Genomic DNA, 15,495 nt, shown 5'->3' on the forward strand with positions numbered 1-15,495 from the left:
AGCCGGTCGCGCAAACCGCTTCGCGCGGGTGGCGGGTGCGGATCAGGCGCCCAGTGCGGCCGCGTGGGCGCGCTCCTCGTCGGTGGGCTTCTTCACCCGGAACCAGGCTGCATACATCGCGGGGAGCGACAGCAGGGTGAGCACCGTGGCCACGATCAGCCCGCCCATGATGGCGACGGCCATCGGCCCCCAGAACACGGAGCGCGACAGCGGGATCATGGCCAGAACGGCCGCCAACGCCGTCAGCACGATGGGGCGCAGGCGCCGCACGGCCGATTCGACGATGGCATCCCAGGCCGGCACGCCACGTGCGCGGTCCTGCTCGATCTGGTCGATCAGGATCACCGAGTTGCGCTGGATCATGCCCATCAGCGCGATCACGCCCAGGAGCGCGACGAAGCCGAACGGCCGGTTCAGCACCAGCAGCGCGCCGGCCACGCCGGCGATGCCCAGCGGGCCGGTCAGGAACACCAGCACCGAGCGGCTGAAGCTCTGCAGCTGCAGCATCAGCAGCGTAAAGGTCAGGAACAGCATGATCGGCACGCCGGCGGCGATGGACGACGAGCCGCGGCTGCTCTCCTCCACCGCACCGGAGACCTGCACGGCATAGCCGCCCGGGCCCTGCTGCTTCCATCCGGCTTCCAGCGCGCGCAGCTTCGGCAGCAGCTCGTCCGTCACGGTCGCGCCCTGCAGGCCTTCCACCACGTCGCTCTGCACGGTGATCGCGTAGTCGCGGTTCTCGCGCCACATGACGCCCGGCTCCCAGCTGAACACCGGCGTGGCGATCTGCGTGAGCGGAATCGAGCGGCCCGAGGCGGTGGGCACGTAGGCGTTGACGATGTCGGTGATCAGCGCGCGCTCGCTGGCCGGCTGGCGCAGCACGATGTCGATCAGCTTGTCGTATTCGCGGAACTGCCCGACCGTCGTGCCGGTCAGCGCGCTGTTGGCGGCCTGGGCGATGGACTGGCTGGTCACGCCCAGCGCGCGCGCCTTGGTCTGGTCGATCTCCAGCCGCACCGTCTTGACCGATTCGTTCCAGTTGTCGTTGACGCCGCGCGTGTTGGGGCTCTCGCGCATCGCCGCCTTGACCTCGTCGGCGCGTTGGCGCAGCAGTTGCGGATCGGAGCCGATCACGCGGAACTGCACCGGATACGGCACCGGCGGCCCGTTGGGCAGCAGCTTCACGCGGCCGCGCACCTCGGGAAACTCCTCGGCCAGCAGCCTGGGCAGCGCCACGCGCAGGCGCTCGCGCACCGGCACGGACTCGGTCAACAAGATGAACTGCGACACGTTGGTCTGCGGGAACACCTGGTCCAGCGGCAGGTAGAAGCGCGGCACGCCCGAGCCGATCCACAGCGTGACCGAGCGCACACCCGTCTCCTGGCGCAGCCGCTGCTCCACGCGCCGGGCGATCTGCTCGTTGGCGGCGAACGACGAGCCCTCGGGCAGCCACAGGTCCACCAGGATCTCGGGCCGGCTCGAATCCGGGAAGAACTGCTGCTGCACCTTGCCCATGCCCACGATGCCCAGCGCGAACACGCCCACCGTGGCCAGGATGGTCAGCCAGCGGTGCGCCACGCACCAGTTCACAGATTTGCGGAAGGCGTTGTAGAAGCCCGAATCGAACATCTCGTGCGGCTGGCCGTGGGCCGCGCCCTCGCCATGGTGCGGCTGGGCCTTGAGCAGCAGCGTGCCCAGGTAGGGCACGAAGTACACCGAGACGAACCAGCTCAACACCAGCGCGATCACGGTGACGGCGAAGATCGCGAAGGTGTATTCGCCGGTCACCGACTTGGCGATGCCGATGGGCAGGAAGCCCACCGCCGTGATCAGCGTGCCCGTCAGCATGGGCATGGCGGTGATCTCGTAGGCGAAGGTGGCGGCGCGCACCTTGTCGTAGCCCTCCTCCATCTTGCGCACCATCATCTCCACCGCAATGATGGCGTCGTCCACCAGCAGGCCCAGCGCGATGATCAGCGAGCCCAGCGAGATCTTGTGCAGGCCGATGCCCCAGTACCACATGGCCAGGAAGGTCACGGCCAGCACCAGCGGGATGGTGATGCCCACCACCAGGCCGGGCCGCACGTCGATGTAGTAGCGGCGCAGCAGGCTGTGGTTGCCGGGCCGGCGATGGAAACCCAGCGCGATGAAGCTCACGGCCAGCACGATGACCACGGCCTCGATCAGCACCTTCACGAACTCGTTGACCGAGTTGGAGACGGCGCTGGGCTGGTCCTGCACCTGGGCCAGCTGCACGCCGGCCGGCAGGCCCTTCTCGATGTCGGCGAACGCCGTCCTGAGCGCCTTGCCGAGCCGGATGATGTCGCCGCCCTTGGTCATGGACACGCCCAGCGCGATGACCTCGCGCCCGTCGTGGCGCACCTTCACGCCCGGCGGGTCGACGTAGCCGCGCCGCACCTCGGCGATGTCGCCCAGGCGCAGCTGCGCGCCCGAAGGCCCGCGGATCGGCATGTCGCGCAGCTGCTCGACGGCGCCGAACTGGCCCGTCACGCGCACCTGCAGCACGTCCAGCGGGGTCTGGATGGCCCCGGCGCTGGCCACGGCGTTCTGCTGGCCCAGCTGGTCCAGCACCTGCGAGAAGTCCAGCCCCAGCTGCGCCAGCCGGCGCTGCGAGACCTCGATGTAGACCTTCTCGTCCTGCACCCCGAACAGCTCGACCTTGGCCACGTCGGGCACGCGCAGCAGCGTCTGGCGCGCGTCGTCGGCAAAGGTCTTGAGCTCGGCGTAGCTGAAGCCGTCGGCCGACAGCGCGTAGATCACGCCATAGACATCGCCGAAGTCGTCGTTGAAGAACGGCCCCTGCACGCTCTGCGGCAGCGTGTAGCGCATGTCGCCGATCTTCTTGCGCACCACGTACCAGAGGTTGGCCACGTCCTTGGGCGGCGAGTTGTCCTTGAGCTCGAAGATGATCTGCGACTCGCCCGGCTTGGAGTAGCTGCGGATCCGGAAGGCATAGGGCACCTCCTGCAGCGTGCGCTCCAGCTTATCGGTCACCTGCTCGGCCACCTGCTGCGCCGTGGCGCCAGGCCAGTAGGTGCGCATGACCATGGCCCGGAACGTGAACGGCGGGTCCTCGTCCTGCCCCAGCTGGAAGTAGGTGGCAAAGCCCAGCAGCATCAGCACCACCATCAGGTAGCGCGTCAGCGCCGGGTGGTCGAGCGCCCAGCGCGAAAGATTGAAGCCAGCCTTGGGCTGGTCCAGGGTGTTCGGTTCGCTCATCGTCGGCTCAGCGCGGTGAGGAAGCGGTGGCGGCCGCTGGCGGGGCCACGGCCTTGTCGCCGCCCACGCGCGGCTGGTAGACAGAGACCTTCTGGCCCGGCGTCAGCACATGCACGCCCGCCGCCACCACCCGCTGGCCCGGCTGCAGGCCGCTGCTGATCACGGCGTCGTTGCCGTCCGCGGTCGCGATGGTCACGGGCTGCTGGCGCACCGTCATGCTGGCGTCGTCGAGCACCAGCACCGAGGTCTGGCCGCTGGCGGCGTCCTGCTTCAGCGCGCTGGTGGGCAGCTTGATCACCGGGGCGCCGCCACTGCTCAGCGCCTTGGGCACCACGCTGACCGTGGTGCCCAGCGGCGGCGGCGTCTTGCTGTCCAACGCCACCTTGACCTGGAAGGTGCGCGTGGCCGCATCGGCACTGGCCGCCACCTCGCGCACGCGGCCGGGCAGCGTGTCGTCCGAATTCCACAGCCGCACCTCCACCGGCGAGCCCACGGCCACGGCGGCGACACGGTCCTCGGGCACCGAGAACACCACGTCGCGCACGCCGCTCTGCGCCACGCGCACCACCGGCGTTCCCGCCGCCACCACCTGGCCCGGCTCCGCCTCGATGCCGGTCACCACGCCGGCCACGTCGGCCACCAGCCGCGCGTAGCCGGTCTGGTTGCCCTGCGCCGACAGCTGGGCCTTGGCCTGGTCCAACTGGGCCTGGGCCGCCTGGTAGGCCGATTCACGCCGCTCGAGTTCAGCGCCGCTGATGAAGTTCTGGCTGCGCAATTCCTTGTAGCGCTTCTGGTCGGCCAGGGCCAGGTCGCGGTTGGTCTGGGCCGCCGCCACCTGGGCACGCGCGGCATCGGCCGCCAGGCGCAGGTCCTGCGCATCGAGCTCGGCCAGCAGTTGGCCCACGCGCACCGCCTGCCCCAGCTCCACGTTGCGGCGCACGATCTTGCCGGCCACGCGGAACCCCAGCCGGGATTCCACGCGCGGGCGCACCTCGCCGGCGAATTCCATGCTGAAGGTCGATGCCGCAGGCGCCACCGTCACCAGCTTGACGGCGCGCACCGGCTCAGGCTCGGCCGGCGGCTTGCTGCACCCCGCCAGCCCGGCCGCCACGACCAGGAACGCCGCGCACGGCCAGGGAAAACGGCGCACGCGCCTCGGCTGGTTTGACATTGGGAAGCCCCGAACAAGCGCCCCGGAAGTCCGCGAATCGACGCGCCCCAGGCCCACTACTGACTGATGGGTTAGTAATCTAGGAGAATTGCTTGCGCATTGTCAATCAAGTCAACCGCCGGATTGGCGCGGAAAACACAGCGAAAATCGGGCGCACATGCGTGCCACGCCCCAAAGCGCGCCGGCTGTTGCGCCGGACGTCACACACTACGAGAACTTCCCTGTCGCGTCCTGGCTTTGTCCACCGGCGCTGCGCCCTGCCGTGGCTGCGATCTACTGGTTTGCACGCACCGGCGACGACATGGCCGACGAGGGCCAGGACAGCGCCGACGCGCGCCTGTCCACCCTGGCCCGGTACCGCGCCGACCTGGCGGCGCTGTACGCAGGCGAGCCACTGTCGGGCCTCTGGCCTGGCGTGTTCGGCCCCCTGGCGCAGGCCAGGGCCCGGCACGCGCTGCCCTTGCAGCCGCTGGACGACCTGCTGGACGCCTTCATGCAGGACGTGCGCAAGACCGCCGCCGGCGCCGGCTACGCCGACCGCGCCGAGCTGCTGGACTACTGCAGCCGCTCGGCCGCCCCGGTGGGCCGGCTGGTGCTGCACCTGTACGGCATCGACGCGCCCGAGGCCCTGCGCCAGAGCGACGCGATCTGCAGCGCCCTGCAGCTCATCAACTTCTGGCAGGACCTGAGCGTGGATTTGCCGCGCGGGCGCTACTACCTGCCGCAGGACGGCTGCGCCGCCCACGGCACGACCCAGGCGGCCCCGGTGCGGGCGCTGGTGGCCGAGCAGGTGCAATGGGCGCGCGCGCTGATGCTGCAGGGCGCGCCGCTGGTGCACCGCGTGCCGGGCCGCATGGGCTGGGAGCTGCGCCTGGTGGTGCAGGGTGGCCTGGCCATCCTGGACAAGATCGCCGCACTGGACCACGCCAGCTGGCGCGAGCGTCCCCGCCTGCACAAGACCGATGGGCCTCGCCTGCTGTGGCGCGCGTGGCGCATGCATGGATGAACGACCCGTTGAAGCACACACCGCCGACGCCCAGCAGACCCGAACCCGACGCTTTCCCCATGGCAACGCCGCTGCCGCATCCTTGCGCGCGCCGGTCCTAGACAATCCCGCCCCATGACAACGACACCGGAACAGTACGTGCAGCAGAAGGCCGCGGCCTCGGGCAGCAGCTTCTACTACGCCTTCCTGTTTCTGCCCAAGCCGCGCCGCGCGGCCATCACCGCCTTCTACGCCTTCTGCCGCGAGGTCGACGACGTGGTCGACGAGGTCAGCGACCCGGCCGTCGCACGCACCAAGCTGGCCTGGTGGCAGACCGAGGTCGCCAAGGCCTATGCCGGCCAGCCCAGCCACCCCGTGATGCAGGCGCTGATGCCGCTGGCGCCACAGTTCGGCATCGAGCAGCGCCACCTGCAGGCCGTCGTCGAGGGCTGCCAGATGGACCTGGAACAGACGCGCTACCTCGATTTCCCGGGCCTGAAGCGCTATTGCCACCTCGTGGCCGGCATCGTCGGCGAGGTCTCCGCGCGCATCTTCGGCCAGACCCAGGACGCCACCACGCAGTACGCCCACACCCTGGGGCTGGCCTTCCAGCTGACCAACATCATCCGCGACGTGGGCGAGGATGCCATGCGCGGGCGCATCTACCTGCCCATCGACGAGCTGCAGCGCTTCGACGTCAAGGCCCACGAGCTGCTGAACCGGGTCCATTCCGAGCGCTTCGTCGCGCTCATGCGGTTCCAGGCCGAACGTGCCCATGCCCTGTACGACGAGGCGCTGGCGCTGCTGCCGGCCGCCGACTGGCGCGCGCAGAAGCCCGGGCTCATGATGGCCAGCATCTACCGCACGCTGCTGCGCGAGATCGAGCGCGACAACTTCGCCGTGCTGGACCAGCGCATCAGCCTCACGCCGCTGCGCAAGTTCTGGCTGGCGTGGAAGGTGCAGGCATTGGGCCGCCTATGAGCCCCCCCGCTTTTCACGCCCTTCGGTCGCGCGCCTCCACCGCCCACGGGGCAGGCGCGCCCGGCTCGGTGCGGCCCGGCGCCCGGCCGTGAAGCTGGCCATCGTCGGCGCCGGCTGGGCCGGCCTGGCCGCTGCCGTGCGCGCCACCGAGGCCGGCCACCAGGTCACCGTCTTCGAATCGGCCCGCCATGCCGGCGGGCGCGCGCGCAGCGTGGTGCACGACCATGCCGGCCGCGCGCTCACGCTGGACAACGGCCAACACATCCTGATCGGCGCCTACACCGAGACCCTGGCGCTGATGCGCAGCGTGGGCGTGGACCCCGACCAGGCCCTGCTGCGCCTGCCGCTGGACCTGCGCCTGGCCGACGGCAGCGGCATCGCACTGCCCGACCGCGCACCGCCGTGGGACGCACTGGCCGGCATCCTGGGCGCGCGCGGCTGGGGCTGGCGCGACAAGGCCACGCTGCTGGCCGCCACCACGCGCTGGCAGCTGGCCGGCTTTCGCTGCGCGCCACAGGCCAGCGTGGCGCAACTGTGCACCGGCCTCACGGCACGCGTGCAGCAGCAGTTCGTCGAGCCGCTGTGCCTGTCCGCCCTCAACACGTGCGCCGACGAGGCCAGCGCCAGCGTGTTCCTGCGCGTGCTGCGCGATTCCCTGCTGGGCGGGCGCGGCGGGTCCAACCTGCTCGTCCCGCGCCGGCCGCTGGGCGCCCTGTTCCCCGCGCCGGCCATGGCCTGGCTCCAGGCGCGTGGCCAGCCCGTGCAGCTGGGCACGCGCGTGGCCGCGCTGCAGCAGGACGGCCGCGCCTGGCGCGTCGACGGCCAGGCCTTCGACCGTGTGCTGCTGGCTTGCCCGTCATGGGAGGCCGCGCGCCTGGTCCGTACGGCCGACAGGGCCACCACTTCCGCGGCCCGGTCCTGGCTGGCCTGTGCCGATGCGCTGCGGTTCGAGCCCATCACCACGGTCTACGCCACCAGCGCCACGCGCCTGCCGCGGCCCATGACGGCGCTGGCGGGCGGCCCGGCCCAGTTCGTGTTCGACCGCCGCCACCTGGGCGAAGACGGCCTGCTGGCCTTCGTCGTGAGCGTGAGCCGCGGCACACGCGAGGAACTGCAGCAGCAGGTGATCGCCCAGGGCCGCGCGCAGTTGGCCCGGTTCGGCCTGGGCGACCTGCAGCCCGTCGTCACCATCGTGGAAAAGCGCGCCACCTTTGCCTGCACGCCCGGCCTGCAGCGGCCCGGCCTGCAGGTCGCGCCAGGCCTGTCGGCCTGCGGCGAGTACGTGGCCGGCCCCTACCCCGGCACCATCGAGGGCGCGGTGCGCAGCGCGCTACAGGCGCTGGCCTGAATCAGCGGAACAGCGCGCAGAGCTCGCGCAGGTCCGCCAGGCTCGCATGCGGCTGCACCGACTGCGTCCACGGGTGCTCGCCGCGGTTGATCCAGGCCGTCTGCATGCCCACCGCATGCGCACCCAGCACGTCGAGCAGCGCGTCGTCGCCCACGTGCAGCACGGCCTCGGCCGGCACGCCGGCGGCCTCGGCCGCGGCCAGGAAGATGCGCGCATCGGGCTTGCCCACGCCGAAGCCCGTGGCGCTGAACGCCGCGCGGAAATGCTGCTGTAGCCCCACGCGCGCGAGGTCGGCGTTGCCGTTGGACACGGCCACCAGCGGGAAGCGCGCGGCCAGGAATTCCAGCGCCTCCAGCGCATCCTCGTAGAGCTCGACCTCGTGGCGCACGGCGATGAAGACGTCGAACGCGGCAGCGGCCAGCGCCTCGTCGTCGCCGGCCTGCACCAGCGCGCGCCGGATCGACTCGCGCCGCAGAAAGCCCATGTCGTGCGCCAGGTGCGCATGCTCCTGCACGACCTGCTCGCGCAGCAGGCGGCGCTGCTCGGCATCGCCCCAGAAGCGGCCTGTCGCCGGCGCGTGGTCGGAAAACCAGGCGCCCAGCGCCTTCTCGGCCTTGGCGATGGTGGGCCAGATCGGCCAGAGGGTGTCGTCCAGGTCGAGCGTGATGGCCCGGACTTTGGTGGTCTGCAGCATGGGTCGCCGAGAATAGCGCAATGCCCCTTCCCCCCGCGCCCGCTGCCACCGACATCCCCGGCAGCACTGCCGTCCTGTACTGCAACCTCGGCACGCCCGACGCCCCGACCGCCCCCGCCGTGCGGCGCTACCTGGCCGAGTTCCTGTCCGACCCGCGCGTGGTGGAGATTCCCAGGCTGGCCTGGTGGCCCATCCTGCACGGCATCATCCTGCGCGTGCGGCCGGCCAAGTCGGCTGCCAAGTACGCCAGCATCTGGACGGACCAGGGCTCGGCCCTGAAGGTCTGGACCGCGGCGCAGACCCTGGGCCTGCGCGGCGCGCTGGCCGGGCGCGGCCACCGCGTTGGCGTGCACTACGCCATGCGTTACGGCCAGCCCGCCATCGCGGCGCAGCTGGACGCCCTGGCCGCCCAAGGGGTCACGCGCATCCTCGTGCTGCAGGCCTACCCGCAGTACTCGGGCACCACCACGGCCAGCGTGCTGGACGCGGTGGGCGACTGGAGCCGGCGCCAGCGCCGCGTGCCCGACTTCCGGTTCGTGGGCGACTACCACGGCGACGCGGGCTACATCGCCGCACTGGCCGACAGCGTCGAACGCCACTGGGCCCAACACGGCCGCGGCGAACTGCTGCTCATGAGCTTCCACGGCATTCCCGCGCGCAACATCGCGCTGGGCGACCCCTACCACGCGCAGTGCCAGGCCACGGCGCGCCTGCTGGCGCAGCGGCTGGGCCTGGGCAGCGCGCAATACCGCGTGACCTTCCAGTCGCGCTTCGGCCGCGCCAAGTGGCTGGAGCCCTACACCGAACCCACGCTGCGCGCCCTCGCGCAACAAGGCACCAGGCGCATCGACGTGATGTGCCCCGGCTTTCCGAGCGACTGCCTGGAGACGCTGGAGGAAATCAACATGGAAGCGCGCGAGGCCTTCCTCGAATCGGGCGGCGAGGCCTTCAGCTACATCCCCTGCCTGAACGACAGCCCGGCCTGGGCCGCGGCCCTGGCCGACCTGGCCGAACGCCACCTGACCGGCTGGAATACCCGGACGGGCGAGGCGGATCAGCCAGCGGTCAGTTAACGCTTTTTACGCTCGCTGCACAGCCGCGCCCTCCGCGTGGCTGCGTCGGTGCGCGTCCGCGTGCCGGCCCGTTCCACTTCGGGGCCGCGTGCCCCCCTGCCTCCATGAAAACCACCCGAGACATCCACGACCTCGTCGGCGGACTGCTGATGACCGCCGCCGGCATCTTCTTTGCGCTGTACGGCCAGCGCTACACCTTTGGCGAAGCCGCCCGCATGGGCCCGGGCTACTTTCCCGTCGTGCTGGGCTGGGCCCTGGCCGTGCTCGGCGTGCTGGTGGCCCTGCCCGCCTGGTGGCGGCGCGGCACCGGCATCACCGTGCAGTGGAACAACCTGCTGTGGTGCATCGCCGCGCTGCTGGCCTTCGCCTTCACGCTGCACCCGCTGGGCGTGGTGCTGGCCTCGTTCTTCGCCGCGCTGCTCTCGCTCGTGCCCTCGGCCATGGCACTGCGCACGCGGCTCACGGTCTGCGCCGTGGTCGCGGTGCTGACCACGCTGATCTTCCCGATCGGCCTGCAGATGATCCTGCCGCTGTGGCCCTGGAGCAGCTGACGCCATGGACCTTCTCTCCAACCTCTGGCTCGGCCTGCAAGTCGCCTCCGAGCCCATCACCTTGCTCTACTGCTTCGGCGGCGTGCTGCTGGGCACCGTGGTCGGCGTGCTGCCCGGCATCGGCGCGCTGGCCGCCATCTCGCTGCTGCTGCCGCTGACCTACCACATGCCGCCCACGGCGGCCATCATCATGCTGGCCGGCGTGTACTACGGCGCGCAGTACGGCGGCTCCACCGCCTCCATCCTGCTGAACCTGCCGGGCACGCCATCGTCGGCCGTGACCTGCCTGGACGGCTACCCCATGGCCAAGAACGGCAAGGCCGGCGTGGCGCTGTTCGTGACCACCATCGCCTCGCTCGCGGGCGCGATGTCGGGGCTCGTGCTGCTGGTGCTGTTCTCGCCCGCGATCTCGGAGATCGGCCTGAAGTTCGGCCCGGCCGAGTTCTTCTCGATGATGGTGCTGGGCCTGGTGGCAGCCTCGTCGATGAGCACGGGCTCGGCCGCCAAGGGCCTGGCCATGGTGGTGTTCGGCCTGCTGCTGGGCATGGTCGGCACCGACGTGAACTCGGGCGTGGCGCGCTTCTCGTTCGATGTGCCCGAACTCATGGACGGCATCAACCTGATCGCGCTGGCCATGGGCCTGTTCGGCGTGGCAGAGGTGGTGCGCTGCATCAACTCGGCCGACACCAGCCGCCGGCCCGACAAGGTCACGCTGCGCTCCATGGTGCCGAGCCGGGAAGACTTCAAGGCCACGCTCAAGCCGATGGCGCGCGGCTCGGCGCTGGGCTCGGCGCTCGGCGCGCTGCCGGGCGTGGGCCCGTCCATCGCGGCCTTCATGTCCTACGCCATCGAGAAGAAAGTGGCCAAGGACCCGAGCCGCTTCGGCCACGGCGCCATCGAGGGCATCACGGCGCCCGAGTCGGCCAACAACGCCGCCGCGCAGACCGCCTTCGTGCCCTCGCTGTCGCTCGGCATCCCGGGCGACGCGGTGATGGCCGTGATGCTGGGTGCGCTGATCATCCACGGCATCCAGCCCGGCCCCATGCTCATCACCGAGCAGCCGCAGCTGTTCTGGGGTCTGGTGGTCAGCTTCGCCATCGGCAACATCATGCTGGTGGTGCTGAACCTGCCGACCATCGGCCTGTGGGTCGCGCTGCTGCGCATCCCGTTCGCGTGGATGTACCCGGCCATCCTGGTGTTCGTGGCGCTGGGCGTGTACAGCGTGAACAACAACACCTTCGACATCTTCTCGGTCGCGGCGCTGGGCATCATGGGCTATGCGCTGATGGTGCTGCGCTTCGAGCCGGCGCCGCTGCTGCTGGGCTACATCCTGGGGCCGATGCTGGAAGAGAACCTGCGCCGCGCGCTGCTGCTCTCGCGCGGCGACGCGATGGTCTTCATCGAGCGGCCCATCAGCGCAGGCCTGCTGGCCGTCACGCTGCTGCTGCTGCTGTGGGCGATCTGGTCCACCGTGCGCGCCACGCTGCGCTCCAAGCGCCAGCTGGAAATGGCGCAGCAGGTGCCGGGGTGAACCCCTTCTGCTAGCCTCGCACCCCATGCGAATCCTGCTGGTTGAAGACGATACCGTGCTGCGCGAGGTCATGACGCGCAGCCTGGAGCACGCGGGCCACCGCGTCGACCCGGCCGAGAGCGTCGAGGACGCCGCCCACCTGTGGCGCGTGCAGCCCTTCGACGCGGTGCTGCTCGACCTGAACCTGCCGCAGCACGCACGCCCCGGCAGCACCATGGGCTCGGGCCTGGCGGTGCTGCGCGAGGCGCGTGCGCGCGGCGACCGCACGCCGGTGCTGGTGCTCACGGCACGCAACCGCACCGAAGAGCGCATCGCCGGCCTGGACGCCGGCGCCGACGACTACCTCGGCAAGCCCTTCGACCTGGCCGAGGTCGAGGCCCGGCTGCGCGCGCTGGTGCGCCGCGCCATCGGCACCGACGACGTGGCCACGCTCGGGCAGCTGCAGCTGGACCGGCGCGCGCGCCGCTTCAGCGTGGCCGGCGAGCCGCTGGACCTGCCCGCGCGCGAGTTCGAGGTGCTGTGGGAGCTCATGAGCCCGCCCGGCCACGCGGTGAACAAGCGCACGCTGTCGGACAAGCTCTCGGGCTTCGACGACGCGTTGGGCGACAACGCGCTGGAAGCCTTCATCTCGCGCCTGCGCAAGAAGCTCGCGGGCAGCGGCGCGGCCATCCGCACGCTGCGCGGCATCGGCTACCTGCTGGAGCCCGAGGCTTGAGCATGCCGGCTGCGGGTGTGGCTGCGCCTTCGCTGCGCATCCGCATGCTGCAGCACGTGATGCTGCCGCTGGTGCTGACCTGGCTGATCGGCACCATCGCCACGCTGGGCGTGGCCAGCTACTTCACCGAGCAGGCGTTCGACCGCGCGCTGCTCGACGACGCCTACTCCATCGCCTCGCAGGTCGGCCCGCTGCCCGACGGCCAGGTGGTGCTGCGCCTGACGACCAGCGAGCTCACGGCGGCGCTGTTCGACCAGGCCGAGGCCGTCTACTTCAGCGTGCTGCGGCCCGACGGCTCGCGCCTGGCCGGCGAGCCGCTGCCGGAGATGCCGCTGCCCTCCCAACCCGAGGGCCACCTCTACGGCAACACCTTCTACCAGGGCCATCCCGTGCGCGCCGTGGTGCTGCGCCACAGCGTGGACGGCGCCGACTACCACGTCGTGATGGCCCACACCACGCGCATCCGCGGCGCGCTCGTGCAGCGCCTGCTGGTGTTCGGCGCGTTGCCGCTGCTGCTCTTGCTGGGCCTGCTGGCCATCTGGCTGTGGCGCGGCATCCAGCGCGATCTGGCCCCGCTGAGCCAGCTGCAGGCCGCGCTCGCGCACCGCGACGCCAACGACCTCTCGCCGGTGCCGCTGGCCCCCTCCACGCAGGAGATCGACGAGGTCGGCCACGCCGTCAACGCCTTGTTCGAGCGCCTGGGCCGCAACGTGCGTGCCCAGCGCGAGTTCGCCGGCAACGTGGCGCACGAGCTGCGCACGCCGCTGGCTGGCATCCGCGCGCTGGCCGACTACGGCCTGGCGCATCCGGGCACGGCGGTCTCGCGCCAGCAGCTGCAGCAGATCGCCACCAGCGCCGAGCGCGCGGGCCGGCTCGTGAACCAGCTGCTGGACCTGGCCCTGGCCGACGAGGGCGAACTCGTGCTCAAGCGCGAACGCCTGCCGCTGGGCCCGTTGGTCGGCCAGACCATCGTGCGCCACCTGGACAAGGCCGATGCGCGCGGCGTGGACCTGGGCGCGCGCGGCCTGGACGAGGCCGGCGACGACGACTTCACGGTCTGGGCCGATGCCGCGCTCGTCGAAGGCATCCTGGACAACCTGGTCGACAACGCGTTGCGCTATGGCGGCCGCACGCTGACCATCGCCTTGCAGGACACCCCCGCGCGCGACGCCTGCGTGCTGGCCGTGGTGGACGACGGCCCGGGCATCCCCGCCTCGGCCCGCCAGGACCTCATGCAGCGTTGGGCCCAGGGCCGCGACGGCGAGAAGCTGGGCCAGGGCGCGGGCCTGGGCCTGTCCATCGTGGCGCGCTACGCGCAACTGCTGGGCTCCGAGCTGCGGCTGGACACCGGCGAGGATGGCCGCGGCCTGCGCGCCAGCGTGACGCTGCCGCGCGCCGTGCAATCGCCCCACCCGTAGGACATTTCGCGACGGCCGGGCACGGTCGCCCGCCGAATGGCGCCGTGCGCGCCCGGCCGTCCATCGGCCAGCCTCTACATTCGGCCGCGCACTGCCACGCGCTCACGCGCGTGCCCATCCTCCAACGACGAACGAAAGTGGACCGAACCATGACGGAGACTGCATGAACGCCCTGAAGAACCTCAGACTGGGCACGCGACTGACACTGGGCTTCGGCCTGGTGGTGGTGCTGCTGGTGGGCGTTTCCATCCTTGGCCTGGTCTCCATGGCCCAGATCCAGAACCGCCTGGACGACATCGTGTCGGTGAACAACAAGGAAGCCAACCTGGCCGGTGCCATGCGCAGCGCCGTGAGCCAGGTGGCGCAGCGCAGCCGCGACATCGTGCTGTACGACGGCGTGCGCAAGCGTGTCGCCATCGACGGCATCACGCAGGCCCGCCAGAAGTACGAGGCGGCCGAGAAGGAGCTCGCGACGATGTTCGAGCTGCCGGACACGACCGCCAACGAGAAGGAGCTCTTCGCCAAGATCGCCAAGCTCAAGACCGCGGCCATCCCGCTGGTCAGCAAGGTGGTCGAGCTGGGCCGCAGCGACATGGCCGACGAGGCTTCCCGCTTCCTCGGCACCCAGGTGGACGGGCCGATGCAGGCCTGGTACGACGCGCTGGGCGAGTTGTCGGACGCCGAGGAAAAGGCCAACGACGAAGCCGCGCAGGACGCGCAGACGGCCTACGAACGCGCGCGCCTGCTGATGCTGGCCATGTGCGCCACCGGTGTGGCGCTCGGCCTGCTGGCCGCCTGGTCGATCACACGCAGCATCACCGTGCCCATCGGCGAGGCCGTGCGCATCGCACGCACGGTTTCCGCTGGCGATCTCACCTCGCGCATCGAGGTGCGCAGCCGGGACGAGGCCGGCCAGTTGCTGGCCGCATTGCGCGACATGAACGCGAACCTGATCCGCGTCGTCTCCACCGTACGCCACAGCAGCGACTCCATCGCCACGGGCGCCGGCGAGATCGCGGCCGGCAACCAGGACCTGAGCCAGCGCACCGAAGAGCAGGCCAGCAACCTGCAGCAGACGGCCGCCTCGATGGAGCAGATCGGCTCCACCGTGCAGTCCAACGCCGAGACCGCGCGCCAGGCCGCGCAGCTGGCCACCGCGGCCGCGCTGGCCGCGGAGCAAGGCGGCGCCGTCGTCGGCCAGGTGGTCGGCACGATGGACGCCATCTCGGGCGGCTCGCGCAAGGTCAGCGAGATCATCGGCCTGATCGACGGCATCGCCTTCCAGACCAACATCCTGGCGCTGAACGCGGCCGTGGAAGCGGCGCGCGCGGGCGACCAGGGCCGCGGCTTCGCCGTCGTGGCCACCGAGGTGCGCAGCCTGGCGGGCCGATCGGCCCAGGCCGCCAAGGAGATCAAGACGCTGATCGGCGAGAGCGTGAAGATGGCCGAGGTCGGCACCACGCAGGCCGATGCGGCCGGCGTGGCCATGGGCGACATCGTCAAGCAGGTCAAGCGCGTGGCCGACCTGATCGCCGAGATCAGCGCGGCCAGCGGCGAGCAGACCACCGGCATCGGCCAGGTCAGCGGCGCTGTCAACCAGCTCGACCAGGTGACGCAGCAGAACGCCGCGCTGGTGGAGCAGTCCGCCGCCGCCGCCGACAGCCTCAATGCCCAGGTCGGGCGCATGGTGGACGCCGTGGGTGTGTTCCGGCTGCCGCAGGAGGCCGGCGCCGCCGTGCCCGGGCCGGCGCTGCCGAGCCCGCAGCGCGCACTCGCCGCCTGAAGCGG

General features: G+C 71.0%; 12 protein-coding genes. 9 read left to right on the plus strand and 3 right to left on the minus strand.

Annotated elements, in window-relative coordinates; translation table 11 throughout:
• Nucleotides 1–42: 42 nt before the first annotated feature.
• Nucleotides 43–3,240 (minus strand): efflux RND transporter permease subunit, encoded by a 3,198-nt coding sequence (locus ASF44_RS01315; protein ID WP_056897369.1) that lies wholly within the window; start codon nucleotides 3,238–3,240, stop codon nucleotides 43–45.
• A gap of 7 nt (nucleotides 3,241–3,247) precedes the next feature.
• Complete coding sequence (locus tag ASF44_RS01320; protein ID WP_082524451.1) at nucleotides 3,248–4,411, minus strand: efflux RND transporter periplasmic adaptor subunit; 1,164 nt, start codon at nucleotides 4,409–4,411, stop codon at nucleotides 3,248–3,250.
• Between the two features lie 157 nt (nucleotides 4,412–4,568).
• Between ASF44_RS01320 and hpnC the strand changes: the two genes are divergently transcribed.
• From hpnC to hpnE, 3 genes are all read left to right on the plus strand, one after another.
• Entirely contained in the window at nucleotides 4,569–5,417 is an 849-nt protein-coding gene (hpnC, locus tag ASF44_RS01325) for a squalene synthase HpnC (RefSeq protein WP_056897370.1), read from the plus strand.
• A 114-nt stretch (nucleotides 5,418–5,531) separates the two neighbouring features.
• Complete coding sequence (gene hpnD / locus ASF44_RS01330; protein WP_056897371.1) at nucleotides 5,532–6,377, plus strand: presqualene diphosphate synthase HpnD; 846 nt, start codon at nucleotides 5,532–5,534, stop codon at nucleotides 6,375–6,377.
• 88 nt (nucleotides 6,378–6,465) lie between these two features.
• The gene (hpnE, locus tag ASF44_RS01335) at nucleotides 6,466–7,725 is read left to right on the plus strand and encodes a hydroxysqualene dehydroxylase HpnE (RefSeq protein WP_056897372.1); all 1,260 of its coding nucleotides are present in this window, start codon (nucleotides 6,466–6,468) and stop codon (nucleotides 7,723–7,725) included.
• 1 nt (nucleotide 7,726) lies between these two features.
• Here the strand turns inward: hpnE and ASF44_RS01340 are convergent, their stop codons facing one another.
• Complete coding sequence (locus ASF44_RS01340; RefSeq protein ID WP_056897373.1) at nucleotides 7,727–8,419, minus strand: HAD family hydrolase; 693 nt, start codon at nucleotides 8,417–8,419, stop codon at nucleotides 7,727–7,729.
• A 20-nt stretch (nucleotides 8,420–8,439) separates the two neighbouring features.
• On the opposite strand from ASF44_RS01340, the gene hemH reads away from it, so the two are divergent.
• The 6 genes from hemH (at nucleotide 8,440) to ASF44_RS01370 (ending at nucleotide 15,490) form a co-directional block, all read left to right on the plus strand.
• On the plus strand, nucleotides 8,440–9,492 hold the full coding sequence (gene hemH / locus ASF44_RS01345; RefSeq protein ID WP_056897374.1) for a ferrochelatase: 1,053 nt from the start codon (nucleotides 8,440–8,442) through the stop codon (nucleotides 9,490–9,492).
• A gap of 104 nt (nucleotides 9,493–9,596) precedes the next feature.
• Nucleotides 9,597–10,043 carry a tripartite tricarboxylate transporter TctB family protein gene (locus ASF44_RS01350; RefSeq protein ID WP_056897375.1) on the plus strand — a complete coding sequence of 149 codons (447 nt, stop codon included), beginning with the start codon at nucleotides 9,597–9,599 and terminating at the stop codon, nucleotides 10,041–10,043.
• Nucleotides 10,044–10,047: 4 nt separating this feature from the next.
• Complete coding sequence (locus ASF44_RS01355) at nucleotides 10,048–11,574, plus strand: tripartite tricarboxylate transporter permease (RefSeq protein WP_056897376.1); 1,527 nt, start codon at nucleotides 10,048–10,050, stop codon at nucleotides 11,572–11,574.
• 25 nt (nucleotides 11,575–11,599) lie between these two features.
• Nucleotides 11,600–12,289 carry a response regulator transcription factor gene (locus ASF44_RS01360; protein ID WP_056897377.1) on the plus strand — a complete coding sequence of 230 codons (690 nt, stop codon included), beginning with the start codon at nucleotides 11,600–11,602 and terminating at the stop codon, nucleotides 12,287–12,289.
• A gap of 2 nt (nucleotides 12,290–12,291) precedes the next feature.
• Entirely contained in the window at nucleotides 12,292–13,707 is a 1,416-nt protein-coding gene (locus tag ASF44_RS01365; RefSeq protein ID WP_056897378.1) for a sensor histidine kinase, read from the plus strand.
• 163 nt (nucleotides 13,708–13,870) lie between these two features.
• Nucleotides 13,871–15,490 (plus strand): methyl-accepting chemotaxis protein, encoded by a 1,620-nt coding sequence (locus ASF44_RS01370; RefSeq protein ID WP_056897379.1) that lies wholly within the window; start codon nucleotides 13,871–13,873, stop codon nucleotides 15,488–15,490.
• Nucleotides 15,491–15,495 lie beyond the last annotated feature (5 nt).

Origin of the sequence: Pseudorhodoferax sp. Leaf274, assembly GCF_001422445.1 — a bacterium.
In the GTDB taxonomy this organism is placed as follows: Bacteria; Pseudomonadota; Gammaproteobacteria; order Burkholderiales; family Burkholderiaceae_C; genus Pseudorhodoferax.

Bases quoted from the DNA above. Each gene is read 5' to 3' on its own strand.
- ASF44_RS01360 (WP_056897377.1), top strand. From the start codon at position 11,600: ATGCGAATCCTGCTGGTTGAAGACGATACCGTGCTGCGCGAGGTCATG.
- ASF44_RS01355 (WP_056897376.1), top strand. From the start codon at position 10,048: ATGGACCTTCTCTCCAACCTCTGGCTCGGCCTGCAAGTCGCCTCCGAG.
- ASF44_RS01320 (WP_082524451.1), bottom strand. From the start codon at position 4,411: ATGTCAAACCAGCCGAGGCGCGTGCGCCGTTTTCCCTGGCCGTGCGCG.
- hpnD (WP_056897371.1), top strand. From the start codon at position 5,532: ATGACAACGACACCGGAACAGTACGTGCAGCAGAAGGCCGCGGCCTCG.
- ASF44_RS01315 (WP_056897369.1), bottom strand. From the start codon at position 3,240: ATGAGCGAACCGAACACCCTGGACCAGCCCAAGGCTGGCTTCAATCTT.
- ASF44_RS01370 (WP_056897379.1), top strand. From the start codon at position 13,871: ATGAACGCCCTGAAGAACCTCAGACTGGGCACGCGACTGACACTGGGC.
- hpnC (WP_056897370.1), top strand. From the start codon at position 4,569: ATGCGTGCCACGCCCCAAAGCGCGCCGGCTGTTGCGCCGGACGTCACA.
- ASF44_RS01350 (WP_056897375.1), top strand. From the start codon at position 9,597: ATGAAAACCACCCGAGACATCCACGACCTCGTCGGCGGACTGCTGATG.
- ASF44_RS01340 (WP_056897373.1), bottom strand. From the start codon at position 8,419: ATGCTGCAGACCACCAAAGTCCGGGCCATCACGCTCGACCTGGACGAC.
- ASF44_RS01365 (WP_056897378.1), top strand. From the start codon at position 12,292: ATGCCGGCTGCGGGTGTGGCTGCGCCTTCGCTGCGCATCCGCATGCTG.
- hemH (WP_056897374.1), top strand. From the start codon at position 8,440: ATGCCCCTTCCCCCCGCGCCCGCTGCCACCGACATCCCCGGCAGCACT.